The 19,051-nt window shown below is 37.8% G+C and carries 13 protein-coding genes; 7 read left to right on the forward strand and 6 right to left on the reverse strand.

Annotated elements, in window-relative coordinates; all coding sequences use genetic code 11:
- Window positions 1–145 precede the first annotated feature (145 nt).
- Complete coding sequence (locus MKY07_RS15145) at window positions 146–1,441, reverse strand: transglutaminase domain-containing protein (RefSeq protein WP_339262897.1); 1,296 nt, start codon at window positions 1,439–1,441, stop codon at window positions 146–148.
- 228 nt (window positions 1,442–1,669) lie between these two features.
- On the opposite strand from MKY07_RS15145, the gene MKY07_RS15150 reads away from it, so the two are divergent.
- From MKY07_RS15150 to MKY07_RS15175, 6 genes are all read left to right on the forward strand, one after another.
- On the forward strand, window positions 1,670–3,751 hold the full coding sequence (locus MKY07_RS15150) for a DUF2339 domain-containing protein (RefSeq protein WP_339262899.1): 2,082 nt from the start codon (window positions 1,670–1,672) through the stop codon (window positions 3,749–3,751).
- Window positions 3,752–3,867: 116 nt separating this feature from the next.
- On the forward strand, window positions 3,868–4,323 hold the full coding sequence (locus tag MKY07_RS15155) for a helix-turn-helix domain-containing protein (protein WP_065216888.1): 456 nt from the start codon (window positions 3,868–3,870) through the stop codon (window positions 4,321–4,323).
- Between the two features lie 335 nt (window positions 4,324–4,658).
- The gene (locus MKY07_RS15160) at window positions 4,659–6,032 is read left to right on the forward strand and encodes an MFS transporter (RefSeq protein WP_339262901.1); all 1,374 of its coding nucleotides are present in this window, start codon (window positions 4,659–4,661) and stop codon (window positions 6,030–6,032) included.
- 524 nt (window positions 6,033–6,556) lie between these two features.
- A complete protein-coding gene (locus tag MKY07_RS15165; protein WP_339262903.1) occupies window positions 6,557–7,729 on the forward strand; it encodes an endonuclease Q family protein in 1,173 nt (390 codons plus the stop codon).
- 126 nt (window positions 7,730–7,855) lie between these two features.
- Window positions 7,856–10,555 (forward strand): ATP-binding protein, encoded by a 2,700-nt coding sequence (locus MKY07_RS15170; protein ID WP_339262905.1) that lies wholly within the window; start codon window positions 7,856–7,858, stop codon window positions 10,553–10,555.
- Window positions 10,548–11,363 carry a protein-glutamate O-methyltransferase CheR gene (locus MKY07_RS15175; protein ID WP_014822979.1) on the forward strand — a complete coding sequence of 272 codons (816 nt, stop codon included), beginning with the start codon at window positions 10,548–10,550 and terminating at the stop codon, window positions 11,361–11,363. The genes MKY07_RS15170 and MKY07_RS15175 overlap by 8 nt, the downstream gene beginning before the upstream one ends.
- 174 nt (window positions 11,364–11,537) lie before the next feature.
- Here the strand turns inward: MKY07_RS15175 and MKY07_RS15180 are convergent, their stop codons facing one another.
- A complete protein-coding gene (locus MKY07_RS15180; protein ID WP_014822978.1) occupies window positions 11,538–12,674 on the reverse strand; it encodes a fused response regulator/phosphatase in 1,137 nt (378 codons plus the stop codon).
- A gap of 459 nt (window positions 12,675–13,133) precedes the next feature.
- On the opposite strand from MKY07_RS15180, the gene MKY07_RS15185 reads away from it, so the two are divergent.
- Window positions 13,134–13,661 (forward strand): DUF2179 domain-containing protein, encoded by a 528-nt coding sequence (locus tag MKY07_RS15185; protein ID WP_008406062.1) that lies wholly within the window; start codon window positions 13,134–13,136, stop codon window positions 13,659–13,661.
- A gap of 56 nt (window positions 13,662–13,717) precedes the next feature.
- On the opposite strand, the gene MKY07_RS15190 is transcribed toward MKY07_RS15185, so the two are convergent.
- The 4 genes from MKY07_RS15190 to MKY07_RS15205 form a co-directional block, all read right to left on the reverse strand.
- Window positions 13,718–14,674 (reverse strand): alpha-L-glutamate ligase, encoded by a 957-nt coding sequence (locus tag MKY07_RS15190; RefSeq protein ID WP_339262909.1) that lies wholly within the window; start codon window positions 14,672–14,674, stop codon window positions 13,718–13,720.
- Between the two features lie 176 nt (window positions 14,675–14,850).
- Complete coding sequence (locus MKY07_RS15195) at window positions 14,851–16,554, reverse strand: sensor domain-containing diguanylate cyclase (protein WP_014822975.1); 1,704 nt, start codon at window positions 16,552–16,554, stop codon at window positions 14,851–14,853.
- Window positions 16,555–16,770: 216 nt separating this feature from the next.
- Window positions 16,771–17,292, reverse strand: coding sequence for a GNAT family N-acetyltransferase (locus tag MKY07_RS15200; protein WP_339262911.1), 522 nt, complete (start codon window positions 17,290–17,292; stop codon window positions 16,771–16,773).
- A gap of 20 nt (window positions 17,293–17,312) precedes the next feature.
- The gene (locus MKY07_RS15205) at window positions 17,313–18,581 is read right to left on the reverse strand and encodes a histidine--tRNA ligase (RefSeq protein ID WP_339262913.1); all 1,269 of its coding nucleotides are present in this window, start codon (window positions 18,579–18,581) and stop codon (window positions 17,313–17,315) included.
- Between the last annotated feature and the right edge of the window lie 470 nt (window positions 18,582–19,051).

A 19,051-nucleotide genomic window follows, 5' to 3' on the forward strand; every position in this document is an offset into this window, starting at 1 on the left:
TAGTACACTATTTGCAAAAAAAATCCGTCAAATCGTAATCTGTACTAACTACTTAATACAGTATGCATAAAAAAATGTATTAAGCACTTCATACACCTAATAAGTGTATTATGTGGTTAATACATTTTTTTGTCAATATTATTTTTTACAGGTAATCATTTACAGCCGTTTTAGGATAATCGGATTTAATCCATTCATGGTCATCTGAAATTTTTTCATCGCTAATTAAAAAATACTGATAATGGACTCGATCTCCCTGATCGGGAACCGGGTCATTCCAAGTAGTATCGAGGTGATACCACTGTCCATCCAATTTCACCAAATTCCAGGCATGTGGTCCGCCTGCATTACCGACAACATATTTTGCTTCGATACCGAGCGCTTCAAACATTAATAACGCGGCTAATGCATATCCTTCACAGACACCTTCCCCATTCATTAAAACAGAATAAGGGGTATGCGGATTTGCTTTACTGTTCAGGTTGTACTCAGTATGCACGACTAAATAATCATTCACAAATTTCACTTTATCGGATTCCGTTGCGTTCTCCGGAATTGTACTTATAATCTGATCGATTTTCCCAAGCACTATGGCGTTTTGTTCTGCTGTTAAATCATAGTTAACCGTTGCATGCCACTCAACTTTATTGCCATAATATTTTGCACGTGTTGAAAACTCGCCCATGACCGCCCATAAATACGGTTCATTTGCTTCAAGCCATGCAAATACTTCATCTATTGTCGTTTCAAAATCGGAGACATCCCCTTCATAGTACACCGTAAACTGATTTTCAAACTGTGACATATGATGTGCGATTGCCTGCCCTAACTGATCCACATTTGTCACTGCCTGCGGTAAATCTTTTACGTCATAAACCGGAACAACCTTCTTATTCGCCAAATCCTGAAAATTGAAGCTTTGCAGTTTATTTTCTCCTTGCATAAAGCTGGTCACGATCTGATCGATTTTATCCTCGAAGTTAACATTCAGTTTTAATTGAATGTTTTCGTCAACTGTCGGCAATGTCAATGAAGAGGCTTTTACTTCCTCCTTCAAAATGCCGCCCGAAAGAATTGTCGCAATAAGAAAAAGACATGTAAACAAACCTTTTGAATAGGTTAATAGGCTTGCGTACAATTTTGTAAAAGGGTTTCTTGTCATACGATTTAATTCCGTATTTGCTTTCAGTTCAAATTTATCTCTGTCTCTGGAGGCAAATAATCGATTTGGTTTCGATGTCGCGTTATTATAAACACTTTTGTATACGTCAAAAAGCAGTTGCTTATTGCCTTTTGCCAGTTTAATTTGTTTAAAATTCTGCCGGATTCCTTTTCGTATTCTGCTCCGTATATATAATTGTGCGGTAAAGGAACGGAACAGCTTTATAAAAATTACTAGGACAATTAGAAAAATGATGGAAAAAATAATTAAATTGCTCATATTACCCCCTACTAATTTTACTAATTTCTATATTACTTAATTATAGGTTTAAAAGATAAATAATATGCATGACATTCTCATAAATAGTTTTTGTTCTATTTCCTCGTCCTTTATTTAGAGATTAACTTTACGGTAAATGAATTTTCCGAAAACAATTTACTTCCACAGCATAAAAGTGTAAAATTACACTAATAGAGTATCATTACTTTTATTGAAAGAGGTGATCTTGTGGAAAGAGATTCAGAGATGCTGGAGCGGATTGCGGCTTTGGAACAGGAATTGCGCTTATTAAAAACAGAAGTCCAGCATTTAAAGCAGCATGCGAAAGTTGAGCAAGTTGTACCTGTTAAAACAGAAACGGTAAAACCTGTTGTACGAGAAAAACTATCTGTACCGAAGACGGTTGCTGTTCCTAAGGAAGACCCTATTCCAGAAAAGGAAAAGCGGTCACTGGAAGAATTGTTTACACGGGCATTACCGCGAATTTTTACGGTCATTTTAGTGCTCGGTGTCCTTTGGGGTTTGAAACTCGTTAGCGATTACGGCTTCTTATCCGATAGCGTCAAAATTATTGCCGGGTTTGTATTATCAATCGGTCTTGGCGCATGTGCCTACTATATGGAGAAAAAACAAAAAGGATCGCGGGTTGTCGCGTTATCACTGTATGGTGGTGCCTTCATTGTCGGGATTTTAACTACTGCTGCAGGGGCCATTTTATATGATGTTCTTAGTTTATATGTGGCTCTGATTTTTGCACTGCTTTACATTGTTTATGGGGTGTTCATCAGCTTTATTAAAGGAAATGAAGCATTGACAGTACTCGTTGTCTTTACGTCATTATTACTGCCTTATTTACTGGAATACATGCAATTCAGCGGAATCATTATCGGCATTTTCATCGTGCTACTGTTCGCAGTTCTACAAATCGTTATTTGGAAGCATACACAGCGAAAAGCACTTTATATCGGGACCATTTTTTCAGTTTTAGCACTGGCGGTTGTTTCAATATTCCACGATGAACGACTCGTATTTTTTGCATTTGCGATCATTGCCGTTTTTAGTCTATTTCTCGTAAGTTTCTTACGGTTGTATTCTAGTAATAGTAAAGTCCATGCTAGTTTACTATTTACTTTTACTGTCATTGTGTTGTCACTGGTAAACGGCATTCTTTCTCGTGAACAGACCCCGTTACTAATCGCTCTTATTTTGTTCTTAACGATTGTAGCTGGTGCATTATACATCGTATATAAACGTGCGGACCGACTGTTGATCGATATGTTCGGGACGTTATCGGCTATTGTACTGCTGAATATTATTACACAGCTTAATATTTCAAGTGAAATGACGCTGCTACTGATGATTTTCGTAACTTTTGGCGGACTGGTTGTTGCGGTAAAGCATGCGATATTATTTATGAAATGGGTTAAGGGCATTACGTTTACTGTACTCTCCTTTTTCGTTTTAATGTTTTATGAAGTGGAGCCATTTTTCTCACTGAAGCATTTAAACATTGTTCTAGTCATCGCGATGCTAATCGGTCTTTATAAAGTGCTGCTTCTGTATAAAGGTACACCGGTTGAAGAGAAGAAGAGACTTTTCAAACTTGAAGATATCTACCCTTCTCTATTGTATTTAGTCGGTCTTCTTTATATTTGGAAACTGGACTGGGCGTATATGCCGCAGCATTATACAACGTTTTTAGCTTTCAGTGTGATCGCATTTGCCTTTGCCGCAGTTTTGATTATCAAACGTGATATTGCCGGTCAACTTCTCCCATGGCTTGCTGCCGTGGTTTTCGGAATTGCGGGACTTGTTTTACTTTCTACGGTATGGGTTGATGATCGCACCGTTATTGTTGCCCTTATCGTTCGCATTTTATATTTTGCCATCCTGTGGGCAATTATTGCAGATTCTTGGGAACAAGGGTGGATTTATAAAAACTACAAAACGTTTTTCAGCCGTTATACAGAGCAGCTGACAATTGCCAGTATGATTATTTCGATTATTTGGATCTTCAGTATAACGAACTTCATGAATTTCCATGATCTCATCAATTGGAGTTCGGCGGTTATTCTAAATACCGTGTTCATTTTCATCTTCGCTTGTCTCGCACTGTTCCTTGCAGCGAGACGAAATTATAGCAATCTGAAGATGGTCGGTATTGGCTTATTGTTTTTCGGAATTATTAAGATGATATTCTTTGACTTATCCGAACTCGACATTTTAATCCGTTCGATTTCATTCATCATAATCGGTGCAATCGGACTGGTCATTTCAAACAAGCTACTCGGAAAAGAAAAAGAAAAATAATTGTTCATTGAATGTAGTCTAGGTGATTTTGCTTAGGCTACTTTTTTTCATTTCTATCCATCGAAATGAAAATAGTATTATGTTATATTTAGTGTATTATTACACGAGGTGATTCGATGGATCGAGATTTTATCATTCAAATAACATCGGAAAGTTTGAAACTTATCCGAACGGAAAATAATTACACGCAAGATAAAATGGCCGAAATTTTAGGCATTTCGAAAAAGACGCTCGTACAGATCGAGAAAGAGCGTACTTATGCAAACTGGACAACGACGATTGCGATCTGTGCCCTCTTCCGTCATAGCGAAACATTACAAAACCGTATTGGCGGCGACCCGATGGAAGTCATTGAACTTACCGCACATAATGTCATCATTACCCCACGTGAAAAAACAATGGGCGGTTATGTTTGGTGGAAGAACATCGACGAATTTAAACACCACCGACTTCAGCAAAATCTTTTAAGCAAGCATTACCGCATTTTAGATGACGAAAATTATCGAATCATTAGTACGTTTGATGAAGATGTCGTAATGGAAAAATGGCAAGCAATAAAATCTATTGTTTAATTGAAATGACGAGTAAATAAACGGTCCTGCTGAGTGAATTTCCCCTGTCTGCAGGACATATTAATTTAACCCCTCTTTTAATTCATTCGCTAACAAATATCTCATAAAAAGAAATTAAATAATTGTTCTCCTACCCTTTTGTACATTTTAACGAAAAATTTATATAAGCTAGACAATTTGATGTTTTTTTAACTTTTTTAAACTTTTTTAATAATAAACATTGAAAATTACCTTAATTCAGAATATTATTATCTATAAATATTATGAACTTTGTTCACTATATTAATAATTTAAGTCATTTCAATGGGGATTGGGGACTTTTAGGGGGAATGCATATGAAGAAAATTAACGTAGCACAAGTTATTGCAGACAGTAAATTTAACCGCTTTCATTTCAGCTTATTGGCATGGTGTTTTCTCATTATTTTATTTGATGGGTATGATTTAGTGGTCTATGGTACAGTTGTCCCTGTACTAATCGAGGAATGGGGATTGACGACAGTTCAAGCCGGAGCAATTGGCAGTTATGGTTTATTCGGTATGATGTTTGGTGCGATCATTTTAGGGATTTTAGCAGACCGTATTGGCCGAAAAAAAGTTACCGCGATTTCGATCGTATTATTTAGCTTATTTACAGTCCTATGTGGCTTTACAACAAATGTATTGTTATTTTCAATTTTCCGCTTTTTCGCTGGGTTGGGCCTCGGTGGCATTATGCCGAATGTCATCGCATTATTGACAGATTATTCACCTAAAAAAATGCGCAGTATGGTCGTTTCCATCGTATTATGCGGCTATTCTGTCGGCGGGATGTTAGCCCCTATTCTAGGTATCTTAATTATGCCAAGCTTAGGCTGGGAGTCGATTTTTTGGGTGGCCGGAATTCCACTGCTATTATTACCATTGATGTATAAAAAGCTGCCGGAATCAGCAGTTTACCTTGCTAGAAGGGGAAAGACAGAAGAGTTATTCAAAAATCTACGAAAAGTAGATCCGAATATAACATTTGACGGAACGGAAGAGCTCGAACATATTCCGGTTGATAATTCCAAAGTTCCTGTTGTCGGATTATTTAATAATAAACGTGGTTTAAGTACGGTCATGTTTTGGACAGCGTTTTTCTCATGTCTTCTAATGGTTTATGGATTAAACACATGGTTGCCAAAGCTCATGATTGAAGCGGGCTATGGGTTGAACTCGAGCTTAGGCTTCCTCATTACACTTCAAGGTGGTGCAATGGTCGGTACGATTATTATCGCCCGGTTATGTGATAAATACGGTTCAAAGAAAATGCTCGTTCCGATGTATGCCTCTGGTGCAATCGCTTTAACACTTCTAGGGTTTGGCGGTCATACATTTTACATTTATGTGTTAGTTGCTGTCGCTGGTGCTGCAACAATCGGTGCTCAAAATATTGTACAAGCATACGTTTCACAGTACTACCCGCCAAATATCCGTTCCACTGCATTAGGGATGGCATCCGGGATTGGGCGTATGGGCGGCATGATGGGTCCCCTTCTAGGCGGGTTCCTATTATCGATTGCATTGCCGATTGAAATGAACTTCATCGCATTTGCCATTCCGGGTTTAGTTGCTGCGATTGCTTTAACATTCGTTTCGGATAAACGCTCATATGTAAATATGCAAAATCGCGTGTCTTCAGAAAATGTTACCGCAACTAAAGCGACCTTATCCGAAGCTGCCGATTAACCGAAATTGAACGAAAAGGGCTGGGACAGAAGTAGAAATTTCATAAGCTAAGGAGAAAAACCTTATTAAGAAACGGATATTTTATAAAATTGATTGGAATGGAGGGCGAGTGTTCGTGCTGACGGTTTCACCTTTCGCACTGTGAAAACATTAGCTGACGGCTATGCCTTTCGCTACAAGCAAGCTTCCTGTGGGAATAGCGTGACGCCTGAGACTAGGAACAAAAGCTAAGAACGCCACGTCCTGTGGCAACGCTTTTGTGACCAACATCCTGTTGGCCTCACACCCGCGGAAAGCGTCCCGAAATGGAAATCAATTTTACGCTCAGCAAAAAAATGCCATTTTTCTCTAAGAGAAAAATGGCATTTTTGGGTTATGTCCCACCCTCTCTTTGCGCTTTACTGCTATAGAATGTCGTGACCTGTGTTTAAGCTATTTAATATAAATAAACTTCCCCACGTTGAAAATAAACTTCGAATTTCGGGTATTATTTAAAAAACAACTCTTTTAAGGATGTGTGCATAATGTGGCAGGAAATTTATGCGGATTTACATATACATATTGGTCGTACTTATAAAGGTCGGGCAGTAAAAATAACAGGAAGCAAAAACTTGACGCTGACAAATATTTTGGAAACCGCTACTTCGAGAAAAGGATTGGATTTAATCGGCATTATTGATTGTCATTCCCCAGAAGTAATCGAAGAAGTGGAACATCTTCTTCTAGAACAAAAAGCAACAGAATTAGCTGAAGGCGGAATTCGTTATAAAAAGACGACGCTCATTTTAGGAACGGAAATCGAGATTTACGATGCCAACTGCCATGGGCCAATCCATGTTCTTTGCTATATACCGACACTTACTAAGATGAAACAGTTTTCAAATTGGCTCCGGCTTCACCAGAAGAACATCCATCTAAGCACACAGCGTACGCGATGTGATGGACACACTTTGCAGCAAAAAGTCCATGAACTTGGCGGCCTTTTTATTCCGGCGCACGTATTTACCCCGTTTAAAAGCCTTTTCGGCAGAGGGGTTAAAAGTAGTTTAACGGAAGTATTTGATCCAAACCTCATTGATGGAATTGAACTCGGATTAAGTTCTGATACGATGATGGTCAAAGGGATTAGTGAATTGGCCCCTTATAGCTTTGTAACAAATTCGGATGCGCATTCTTTAGGAAAGCTTGCCCGTGAATATCAGAAAATCCAGGTACAGGATGTTAATTTTGAAGAGCTGAGAAAAGCGCTCCATAAGATGGAAGGCAGACAAATCATAGCTAATTACGGACTTAATCCCCTACTTGGAAAGTATCACGAAACGGTATGTGCCAACTGCGGCGAACAATTAATAGAGGAAGGTCATAGCCGCTGCCCTCATTGCGGAAAGGAACAGTTGATCAAAGGCGTTGCAAAAAGAATTGTAGAATTAACGGATAACCCGCAGCTGGAAATCAGCAGACCTCCGTATATTCACCAAGTTCCGCTCGATTTTATTCCGGGTATTGGCGCTAAAACAATTGAAAAGATGTTGGATGCATTCGGCACCGAGATGAATATTTTACATGAAGCATCATTTGAGGAACTAAAAAGCGTCATTCCTGAAAAACTTGCAGTCCTCATCGATTTATCAAGAAAAGGACAAATCGCCATTACAGGAGGCGGCGGCGGAGTATATGGAAAGATTGATACGAATTAAAAGATTCTTATTAATTAAATATTATCATTCTGTGAACTTTTTCAAACATCATATTCGTACAGTCTACTAAAATATAGTATACTTAGATGATAGAAATTTTATATAAAGGCAGGGTAGGAACACACAATGAATAAAAAACGTAAATGGGGCATTGGCTTCAAAATAACGAGTGGGTATATTATTCTCATAATATGTTTAATCGTTTCGGCGCTTGTCTTAAATAACCAAATAACAAGTTTACAATCAGAACGAAACGGCGTCATTAAATATGATTCCCAAATGCGCATGATGTCAAATAATCTAGAACGTCAAATTCTTAATATGGAATCCTCCTTACAACGTTATTTAATTACAGATGACGAAACTCATCTTGATAAATTTAATGAAGAACTCGCAACATGGGAAGCTTCTTATGAAGAACTAAGCACAATTGTACAGGACTTTTCAAGTGGCCAAGAGCAGTTGGAAGTGATACACAGCGGTATCGAAGACTGGATCAATAATATTGGACAGCCTTTATTGAACGCGATACTTGCTAATAATAATGAAGAAGTACTTTCGACGTTTGATGGAATGCAAAGCAGTGTGGCAATCAGTGATTTACAGCAAAAGTTCACTGCATTCCGTACTTTTGAAACAGACGCAATTCAAGTAAAAGTTGCGGAGCTTAATGACCAAAATACGGCGTTAACATATAGCCTTTTTGGAATTTTAACATTAATCGCGACGGCTACAATTATCATCTTCACAATTATTTCTCGTAATATCGCAGGGTCGATTAACGAAGTAACCGATGCTATCCAAGATATGAATGCATCAGACGGGAAAGTACGGAAGCGAATTACTGCTAAGACGAACGATGAAGTAAAAGATCTCGTACTGGCAACAAATTCACTTCTAACCACATTGGAGAACCGTCAATGGTTCCAAACAAACTTGGCCGAGGTTGTAACAGCTTACCAAGGTGTCGATACACTCGATGAATTAGGTGAAGTACTGCTGAACTCGTTGACGACACGTACACATTCGGTATATGGCGCATTTTATATTCAAGATATCCGCAATAAAAACAAATTCAATAAGATTGCTGCCTTTGCGGAAACTGGCGACAATGTCGGACGTGAAAGTTTTGAAGTTGGACAAGGCTTCATTGGACAGAGTGTGAAGGAAAAACGGATTTTAAGCTATGATAATAAAGATAATAGCTTCCACTACTTAGAAACAGCACTTGGTAATATTCCAATTTCAAATGGTATTATTGTGCCAATATTTTTCGGGCAGGAAGTCGTAGCTGTTTTTGAATTAGCTTCACTAAAACCATATAGCCAACTGCATCGTGACCTAATTAAAGAAGTCGTTGTACATTTAGGCGTAACGATTAACAGCATCATCGGTCGTATGGAAGTCATTCGTCTTTTAAATGAATCACAGGCGATGACGGAAGAATTGCAAGTTCAGTCAGAAGAGCTACAAACACAATCTGAAGAACTGAAAATGCAAACAGAAGAACTGACAACAATTAATGAACGTTTAGAAGAACGTACACGTGACGCGGAACAGAAAACACATGAACTGGAAAAAGTACAAGTTGAGCTGAGACAAAGTGCAGAACAGCTTCGTCAAAGTTCGAATTACAAATCCGAGTTCCTGGCGAATATGTCGCATGAATTGCGAACACCGCTTAACAGTATTTTAATCTTGTCTGAAATGCTCGCGGAAAACCATGAAAACCATCTATCTGATGATGAGCTCGAATACGCAAAAGTCATCCATGATTCAGGTGAAGATTTACTGAACCTGATTAATGACATTCTCGACTTATCAAAAGTGGAAGCCGGAAAAATGGATTTATGGTTCAGAGAGATGGATGTATATGAAATACCACAGCATATTCAAAATTTATTTATGCCGATAGCCAATCAAAAAGGGCTGGAATTATCGGTGGATGTCGCAAATGATCTTGCGGAAATCTTCCATACCGATGTGAAACGATTCCATCAAGTATTAAATAACCTGCTTTCCAATGCGTTGAAGTTTACAGAGGAAGGTTCGGTAACAGTGAAAGTGGATCGAGCACGTATTACACCGGCCATGAGACAGTTAAGCGACACATGGATTACGGTAAGTGTGACAGATACCGGTATCGGTATTCCGAAAAATAAGCAAAATATTGTATTTGAGTCGTTCCAGCAAGCGGACGGTGCTACTGTTCGTAAATATGGCGGAACAGGATTAGGCTTATCAATTTGCCGTGAAGTAACAAAACTTCTTGGCGGCTGGATTACTTTATCAAGTACTGAAGGTCAAGGTAGTACATTTACTGTTTACTTGCCAAGCTTACCTGATGGAAATGCTGCCCAAACGAACATTGCTGTACAGGAGGCTGTTTATACAGATGCTGCTCCGGCAATGGGTGTATCAAAGTCAATATTTGATGAAAAGCATATTTTGATTGTTGATGATGATTACCGTAATATTTACGCATTGCGCCAGGCATTGGAACATAAAGGTGTTCATATTCTAGAGGCGTCAAACGGCGTGGAATGTCTGAACATTTTACAGACGGCGACACGTGTTGATGCTGTATTGATGGATATTATGATGCCTGAAATGGACGGATATGAAACAATGGAGCGTATCCGCAAAGATTTACAATTACATGAGCTGCCGATTATTGCATTAACAGCAAAAGCGATGAAGCAAGACCAAGATCGTGCATTTGAAGCAGGGGCTTCCGATTATATTAGTAAGCCTTTAAACTTGGAACAACTATTCTCCGTACTAACGGTATGGCTCACAAGTGGGGAACGTTTACGAAATGTATAGAAAGAAGTTAGAAGTCCGCTTATTATTGGAAGCGGTATACTCATTATCAGGATTTGATTTCCGAAAGTATAATCAACAATCAATATTACGACGGATAGAACATCGGATGCGGATTAACAATTTTTCATCAATATCACAATTAACCGAATCGATTATTTACGATAAAGATGCACTAAAAGTATTACTGAATGATTTCTCGATTAATGTGACAGAAATGTTCCGGGACCCCTCTTTCTTTAGGGCGTTCCGGGAAGAAATCGTTCCTAAGCTGAAGCAGCTTGATAAAATCCGGGTATGGCATGCTGGCTGCGCAACGGGTGAAGAAGTTTATTCCATGGCCATTCTGCTGCAGGAGGAAGGCTTGCTGGACCGCACGATGATGTATGCGACTGACATGAATGAAGATGTGCTGGAAAAAGCACAGCTTGGGGCCTTCCCTCTTCATAAAATGCAAGCCTATACGAAAAATTATATTTTAGCAGGCGGAAGTGAAAGCTTTTCCCAGTATTATAAAACGGATGACAGCTTTGCCTCTTTTCATCCATACTTAAGCGAAAACATCATGTTTGCCCAGCATAATCTGGCAACGGATAAATCGTTTCAGGAATTTGATATTATCATTTGCCGTAATGTGCTCATCTATTTTACACCGGATCTGCAGCATGAAGTACACCATCTCTTTTACGATAGCTTAGCAATAAACGGATATTTGGGTTTAGGCGATAAAGAAACATTGCAATTTACGCCGCTCGTTTCCAAATACCGTACCATTAACGCAACAGAGCGAATCTATCAAAAGAGGTTGTAGTAAGTAATTTTAGTTACTCAATATATAGGAATCGAAATAAAAATGGCACATCTTTTACGGATGTGCCATTTTTTATTTCGTATTAAATTATTTCTACATAGCAAAAACTCAATTTTTCTGTGAGAGAAAAATTGAGTTTTTATATTTAAAGACTTATTAATTAATCTAGTTTCCTTAACTATTGGCGCGCAATAATAATACACACATATCATCCGGCTGATTATGTTGCAGTTCACCCTTCAACAAGTAGTCAATCGGTGAAATGTCCGTCGACCAGTGGCTACTCGCAATTTTACATAGCTCTTTTTCAGATTCCAGATCACACGGACCCATTGCTTCCAGAACACCATCTGTAAAGAGGACAATTTGGATAGAAGAATTATATGGTATAACTGCTTTTTCAATTTTAATATCTTCCACAAATCCTACCGCATAGCTCGTCGACGTAATCGGTACTGTCTTTTCCCCATCAACTAGTGCATACCCTTTCGGATGCCCAGCATTTACGTATTCCACGGTTTTTTGCTTCGTATCGATAATAAAATACACACCAGTGAAATAGTACAATATATTTTCTTTTTCATTTTGCAGTAAATTCATATAACGATTCAATTCTGAAATAACTCGCTTAGGGTCTGTCAGCTTCTTAATTGCCTCACGCAAAACAGATGAAATATACATACAAACAAGCGATGCGGACACACCATGCCCCATCATGTCCAATAACATGACAGCATAGCGATCTTCATCAAGCTTGTCCCAATAGTACAAGTCTCCTGCCAAATTCGATGAGGGTAAATAAGAAGCCGTAATCGAGATATCCGGTTCATGAACAGGCGGACTTAATAGACTTTGTTGGACACGGGCTGCCAGATCCAACTCACTTTGAATAATCTTTTCCTGATTCGTATGCCAGTCCAGTTCTGATTTCAACCGTTTCCCTACACGTATACGGGCTAATAATTCTATTCGATTAATAGGTTTCGTTATGTAATCAATGCCGCCAACGTCCAAGGCTTCCGACAGCTTCGACTTATCTTCAAGAGCGGTAACGAAAATCACCTGGATATCTTTCCATTGTGGATTTTGTTTTAATATACGACAAGCTTCAATTCCATCCATCTCCGGCATCATAACATCCAATAAAATAACATTAACGTCATAGCACTTAGGGGCATTGGATGGATCTAGGTAGTCAAACATTTCTTTTGCAGATTGTACGGAAACAAACTTCTCATAACCATCACTTTTCAATATTTTTTCAATAACAAAGAGGTTAACTTGGTTATCGTCTACAACAAGAATGGTCATTACATCAACTTCTCTCTACTTTTTTAGATAAAGCATAATTCATTGCCCGTTACACCTAATTATACAGAAAACGACAGGTAAATGAAATGAAGAGGCTTTTTTGTCGATATTTCAGTCTATAAGTCTCATTAACTTTGTTCTATGTATAATATTAAGTAAACGATAGACTTGTTCTGAAAGCTTCTACCTGTCTCTTTTTCTGCATGAACGAGCAGTACTTTATACCGAATAATTTATATAATTATCCTCATATATGTTTCCCACAAAAGAGAGATGGGTAAACATATAAGTTATGTTTTTTTTGAGAAATATTGCATAAAGTATTTTTTAAAGGGAACATAGGAAAAGGATAGGATGAAAAATATTTTGGTTCATGCCTCTCCATATAATCTTATCTATTGCATTTACAAGAGTACCCATATTATGATGAGCATAATTTAAAGAAAAGGATTCGATTTGATGAAAGAAATTTTGCTTATTCTATTATTACAACTGCTCTATGTTCCTTTATTTACTCTGCGAACAATTTTTTTAGTTAAAAATATTACAACGCTTGCATCACTGATCGGAATTGTTGAAATGCTCATCTATGTGTTTGGACTGTCTCTTGTTTTCAGCGGCGATCAAGGTTTTCTTGCAATGGTCGTTTATGCAGTCGGGTTTGGTCTAGGGATCATTATCGGGACACGCATCGAGCAAAAGCTTGCGATTGGCTATATTTATGTAACGATTAATACACAAATCCGCAACGAAGAGCTGATCCAAGTTATGCGAAATGAAGGGTTTGCGGTAACGACATACGTTGGTGAAGGCCGGGATAGTCAACGATACAAATACGAAATTTTAACGAAACGGAATCGTGAAAAGGAACTATTTATGCTTGTTCAGCATCATGAGCCGTCAGCCTTTATAATTTCTTATGAACCGAAGTCGTTTAAAGGCGGTTTCTTAGTCAAACGAATGAAGCAACATAAGAAGCATAAATAAAAATGTCCAATGAAGAAAGTGCAGTGTAGCGCTCCCCCTTCATTGGACTTTTCATTTTATTTCACTTTTTGAGCTGTCACTTTTTCCAGTTCCTGCCCTAAAAACTTAGCAAGCTGCAGCATTGCGTACTTTTCTTCTTTTGCCTCTGCATCCGAATTATAGTTCGTATTTGTATTGACATCATACGTAAATACTTCGCCTTTTGCATTGCGGATGAATTCAATGCCTGCTACATCAATTCCGCTGACTTTCAGGAAATTCGCATAGTTTTCAAGCAGCTTTGTTTCGTTGTTTTCAACAATTTCGAATTTTGCACGCTGCTCTTTCGGCTCTTCCCCTACAGGACAGAATAAATCGCCAATTTGGCATACATCTGCTGGACAAAGCTCGAACCCTTCGGATGTGTCCACTTGTACAGAGTAGAAATACTCGCCGCCAATAAATTCAACCCGTGTAATATAAGATTCCGGTGACTCGATGTATTCCTGAATCAGCACAATGCCATCTACAGGCTCTTCATAATCTGGCTTCGCTAAATGCTCTTCCAATGCAGCGATTGAATAAAATAGCTGAACACCTAATCCTTTGCCTGCACGATTATGCTTCGTAATGAACGGTACGATATTCAATGCTTTTGCAGCTTCAACAACTTGCTGCTTCCCAACGGCAGCAATTGTTTTCGGTGTTTTGATTCCGTGCTTTTCCAGTGCTGTATACTGCTTCACTTTACTTAACTCTAAACGCAATGCATTACTGCCATTCAACACTTTTCTTCCGTGGAATTCCAGCCAGTCCAGCACTGCTCCTGTCAGTTCAGGTGCGTAACGGTGATCACGGGTATGTGAAGAGGCACTCATTCGATTATAAAATACACCTTCTGGAGGAGCCTCTGTTAAATTAATAATCCCCTCGTCCAAATGCCAGGATTCATATGGTAAGTTTAATTCTTCTAAACGATTTACTAAGTGACGCGTCCAATCATCATTTTCATGGATTACATAGATTTTTGCCATCTGCCATTCCTCCAATATACATGCTTATGCTTTTACACAGAATTTTTCAACTTTAAAAATTGTACTTTCATCATACATTAATTCATATGAAATTAGTATGATTTATTATCGTGTAATTAATAAATTTTAGGCTTAAAATAATAAAAGAACTCCATAGCGTTAACTAAGGAGTTCTTTTAACGTGAATACTCTGCTACTTTATTGCGACCTGCCTGTTTTGCTCCGATATACAATGCACGGTCGGCATTGCGTAAAAGCCCTTTCGTTTCATCCGTGTCATCCGGGACATTTGAAACACCGATACTCACTGTAATAAACACCAGCTCTTTCTGACCGGCTTCGGCTAAATCGGATTCAATTAAGAATGGTGTTACTTCTACACATTGACGAATTTCTTCACCTAATTGGACTGCCTCTTCCTTCGTCCTATGCGGTAAAAGCATAACAAATTCCTCTCCACCATACCTAGCTAAAACCGCTTCTTTCGGAACAAAGTTTTCTAGTAGCTTGGCAAAATTTTGAAGGATGATATTTCCCGCATGATGGCCATACGTATCATTAATCCGTTTAAAATAATCAATATCCATCATTAATAATGAAAACTGAAGATGAGGATTCGCCTTAATCCTCTCTTGCTCTACTACTAGCATTTTATCTAAATAATGATAATTATATAGACCTGTCAATGCACAAGTCTCACTTTTCTCAACTGCCGCGCTGAAGTATTTCGCTTTTTCCAAAGACACGGCAAAATACGTCGACAGTAAGTGAACGATATCCATCTGATACTTTTCAAATGCATTCTTTTTGCGTGCCGTTAAAATTAATGTTCCTTCCGTTTTTTGGTTGCGGTGTATTGGAACAATCATGACACTATTCATATCATGCGGGAGGAAATCCGGCGCATCTTCTTTCCATTCTTTTGCACTAGAGAATACCTTTTTGTCTTCTGTTTGAAAGCAAATATGAATAAATGAATCGCGGATTGAATCTGAATCAGCCTGAATTTCGATATCTTTTCCATCTACTCTTGCACGCAAAATCACATATTTCCCTTGAATATTATCGACAAGATACATCGCATCATGTGCAAAGAGCTGACTCACCCGGTGCATAAACAGTTCAATAATTTGCTGGGCGCTTAATCTGTCTGCCAACTCATGACCAAACTCGCTTGCTTTACTGAGTGAAAAGTTGACCCGTTCCGAAATATTATACATTTTTGCAATAAATGTTATCGCAAAAAACGGAATGCCAAGCAGGAAAATGGCCGGCGCCCCAATTTCATTAATCAGGATAACTAATGTAATGGCAAACGGGATTGTAATGGTCGCACTGCCGTAATCCCATAATATATGTTCACTGAAAAACTTTTCGTTTTCACCTGTAAAGCGATCGCGTACGTATAAAATCGTATGGTTGATAAACAAATGGAACCCGACAAATACCGTTCCGTAAAGCAGTAAATGCGTTAAATTCGAATTCCCTACTTCAAATCCCGCTAAATGAACAATGCCTGCAGCGAAAAACGACGTATAGGCAAACATCCAAGAAGTAAAGATGATTCGGTAAAACGCATCTTTATGGTTTCTCATCTGGTAAATAATCGGTAAAATACTTAATTGGACAATCAGCATTTCCGCCCCGACGCCGTACAGCAAAAAGGCTGCCAATGTGACCCATTGTGAAAGAATAATCGTCGTATTTCCTATTTGAAATGGAATTGCTGTTGTGATGAGCGCGAATATCGATAAATACACAAAAATTTCCCAGTCGATCGGCTGATTTGGAAACAAAAAATATAGCCCGTACATGAGGGGTAGCCCAGTAGCTAACCAAAGCAATAATACGTTCTTTTTCGTTCTTTGATTAAATTCCATACTTGCCCCCTCCCTTTTAACTGAAATGTCTGATAACAATTATTATATCATGTCTATTAAGGAATGTAGCATGTTTTACTTCCTAATTTTTTATTTCTATTATCCTAATATTTAGAGAATTGCTAGGTTTTTAGCTATAGTATACTGTAAAATAATAACATAATATTACGATTATTCAATAAAATTATTTGAATTTAGTAAAAAAATGTAAATTGTTTATTTTGATTGTTGGATTACTTTTTCTACACTGTCCCATACATAAATCTCTTCATCTAATGTCTTACCTGCTATACTTAATTGTACCGTTTCGACATATTCAGCCCCATAATATTGGTAAAACTGTTTTGTTTTATTGTCTGCTAATACATCCACATATACTTTTTGATAGCCTTGTTCTAAAAAGGAAGTCATGATTTGATTTAATAGCTTTTTCCCAACGCTTTGGCCATGCCATTCTTCAAGTAAATAGATCGAAGTTAAATCACTTGCTCCAACTTCTTTATTTGTACTACGTGTGCCCCCTGTGACAAAGCCTATAATTATATTTTCGTTTTCTGCTACAAAAATCGTATTTGTTTGATCTGAAATATTATTTTCCCACAGTTTTGTACGTTGTTCATAGCTTAATTCATCTAAAAAGCTTTGGGGTATAATGCCTTTATATGTAGTTCTCCAACTATCAACATGCACTTTTGCAATCCCCGGTGCATCGTCTCTATTTGCTTTTCGAATATTCATCCCATCTCTTCCCTTCTAAATTACAGTATTTCAAATTGCTCCACTTCTCCTGTTTGCATATCTTTCATTTCATATCGTCCTGACTTCATTTCATTTTCTCCTAAAATGATCACTTTCCGGATATTTTCGCGGTTTGCCTTTTCCATTGCTTTCCGCAATTTCTTACCACTCAGTTCAACTTCTACACGATTTCCCTGTTGACGTAATTGCCATGCTAAACGCAGTGCTTCCTTTTGCGTATTTAATGGAATAATAAAAATATCCACCAACGCCTGATCTGCACTATTTTCTCTTTGCTCCATCGCTGTATAAATAACATCCAAACCAAATGAGATACCTACAGTCGAAAACTTTTCCTCTGAACCGATCAATCCTCCAATTGCATTATCGTAACGGCCACCGCCTCCAATACTTGATTTAATTGCACCATCTTTTAGAAATAGCTCATAAATGGAACCTGTATATATCTCCAGACCTCGAGCTAGAAATGGGTTAAACACACAACTTTCACCCACATTTAAAACTTGTAAATAATCCTGAAGCTCGATTAATTCTTCATAGCCTTGTTTAATTAATTCATTCTCCTCTCGGTACTTCTCAAAATAGGCAATTGTCGGATTGGCATTTAAAAATTGCTTAATTAACTCAATCGTTGAAGGTGAAAGGTTCTGTTCTTCCAGTTCTTTCAGTAAAGTAACTTGGTCTATTTTCTCCATTTTATCCAGTATGAGAATGACGCTATTTATTTTTAGTTGAGGGACTTTAAAGTATTGCAATAACCCTGCCAATAGCTTGCGATTATTGAATTGAATCAACATCTCAATATTTAGCTTGTTAAAAGCATCGATTGTCATCACCATCAGTTCAGCTTCTGCAGACTGTGACTCGATACCGACTACATCCACATCGCATTGAGTAAATTCTCTAAATCTCCCTGCCTTAATCGGTCCATCCCGAAAGACTTTTCCGATTTCATAGCGCTTAAATGGCATTGAAAGCTGTGGATTCATCGCAATTACTTTCGCAAAAGGTATCGTCAAATCATAACGAAGCGCTAAATCGCGTTCTCCTCGATCGGTTAATGTGTACATTTCCTTTAATATTTCAGCCCCGCCTGCATATTTGGAAGCCATTAACTCTGTATAGTTTAATATCGGCGTCTCCAATGGCTTACAACCGTACAACATAAACGTATCTTCTAAAGTGCGCCGAATGTTGCGTCTTACAACTTCCTGAGCCGGCAAGTAATCCTGTGTTCCTTTTACATTTTGATAGTCCATTTTTTTCATACGAATCCTCCTGTTTTTGAGAAATAAAAAAATCGTATAATGATAAAGCTCCAAAACGGCTTTATTATACGATTCAATGCGAAAAAGTCTTCCTATTCATTATTAAAAATTTAATAAAGATAGCAAGACTACTTAGTATGAAGATGTAATTGTGCAAACTGCTGTTGAGTATAAATGAACCCTTTCATAAAGTTTCCCCCTTTTTAATTACTACACTATACTGCATGCTTCCAGATTGTGTCAACTTAAGTTTCAGAATTTTCTTTTTATAGTTAGGGAAGTACTCATCTAATTTGAGGTGTTCTAATATGACTTTACGATTTTCTAATAACGCTTGGATCTTTTCTAATATCCCCAAGTTATCTTCTAATAAAATTTCGATAACCCATAATCTCCCAAAAATTATTAATTTTCTGCATAATTTTTTTATTTCATTTATTAAATGACAAGTATACGTTAAAATTGAAAAT

The sequence above is a fragment of the Solibacillus sp. FSL W7-1472 genome, assembly GCF_037969775.1.
In the GTDB taxonomy this organism is placed as follows: Bacteria; Bacillota; Bacilli; order Bacillales_A; family Planococcaceae; genus Solibacillus; species Solibacillus silvestris.

Bases quoted from the DNA above. Each gene is read 5' to 3' on its own strand.
- MKY07_RS15145 (WP_339262897.1), bottom strand. From the start codon at position 1,441: ATGAGCAATTTAATTATTTTTTCCATCATTTTTCTAATTGTCCTAGTA.
- MKY07_RS15155 (WP_065216888.1), top strand. From the start codon at position 3,868: ATGGATCGAGATTTTATCATTCAAATAACATCGGAAAGTTTGAAACTT.
- MKY07_RS15160 (WP_339262901.1), top strand. From the start codon at position 4,659: ATGAAGAAAATTAACGTAGCACAAGTTATTGCAGACAGTAAATTTAAC.
- MKY07_RS15165 (WP_339262903.1), top strand. From the start codon at position 6,557: ATGTGGCAGGAAATTTATGCGGATTTACATATACATATTGGTCGTACT.
- MKY07_RS15170 (WP_339262905.1), top strand. From the start codon at position 7,856: ATGAATAAAAAACGTAAATGGGGCATTGGCTTCAAAATAACGAGTGGG.
- MKY07_RS15175 (WP_014822979.1), top strand. From the start codon at position 10,548: ATGTATAGAAAGAAGTTAGAAGTCCGCTTATTATTGGAAGCGGTATAC.
- MKY07_RS15180 (WP_014822978.1), bottom strand. From the start codon at position 12,674: ATGACCATTCTTGTTGTAGACGATAACCAAGTTAACCTCTTTGTTATT.
- MKY07_RS15185 (WP_008406062.1), top strand. From the start codon at position 13,134: ATGAAAGAAATTTTGCTTATTCTATTATTACAACTGCTCTATGTTCCT.
- MKY07_RS15190 (WP_339262909.1), bottom strand. From the start codon at position 14,674: ATGGCAAAAATCTATGTAATCCATGAAAATGATGATTGGACGCGTCAC.
- MKY07_RS15195 (WP_014822975.1), bottom strand. From the start codon at position 16,554: ATGGAATTTAATCAAAGAACGAAAAAGAACGTATTATTGCTTTGGTTA.
- MKY07_RS15200 (WP_339262911.1), bottom strand. From the start codon at position 17,292: ATGAATATTCGAAAAGCAAATAGAGACGATGCACCGGGGATTGCAAAA.
- MKY07_RS15205 (WP_339262913.1), bottom strand. From the start codon at position 18,581: ATGAAAAAAATGGACTATCAAAATGTAAAAGGAACACAGGATTACTTG.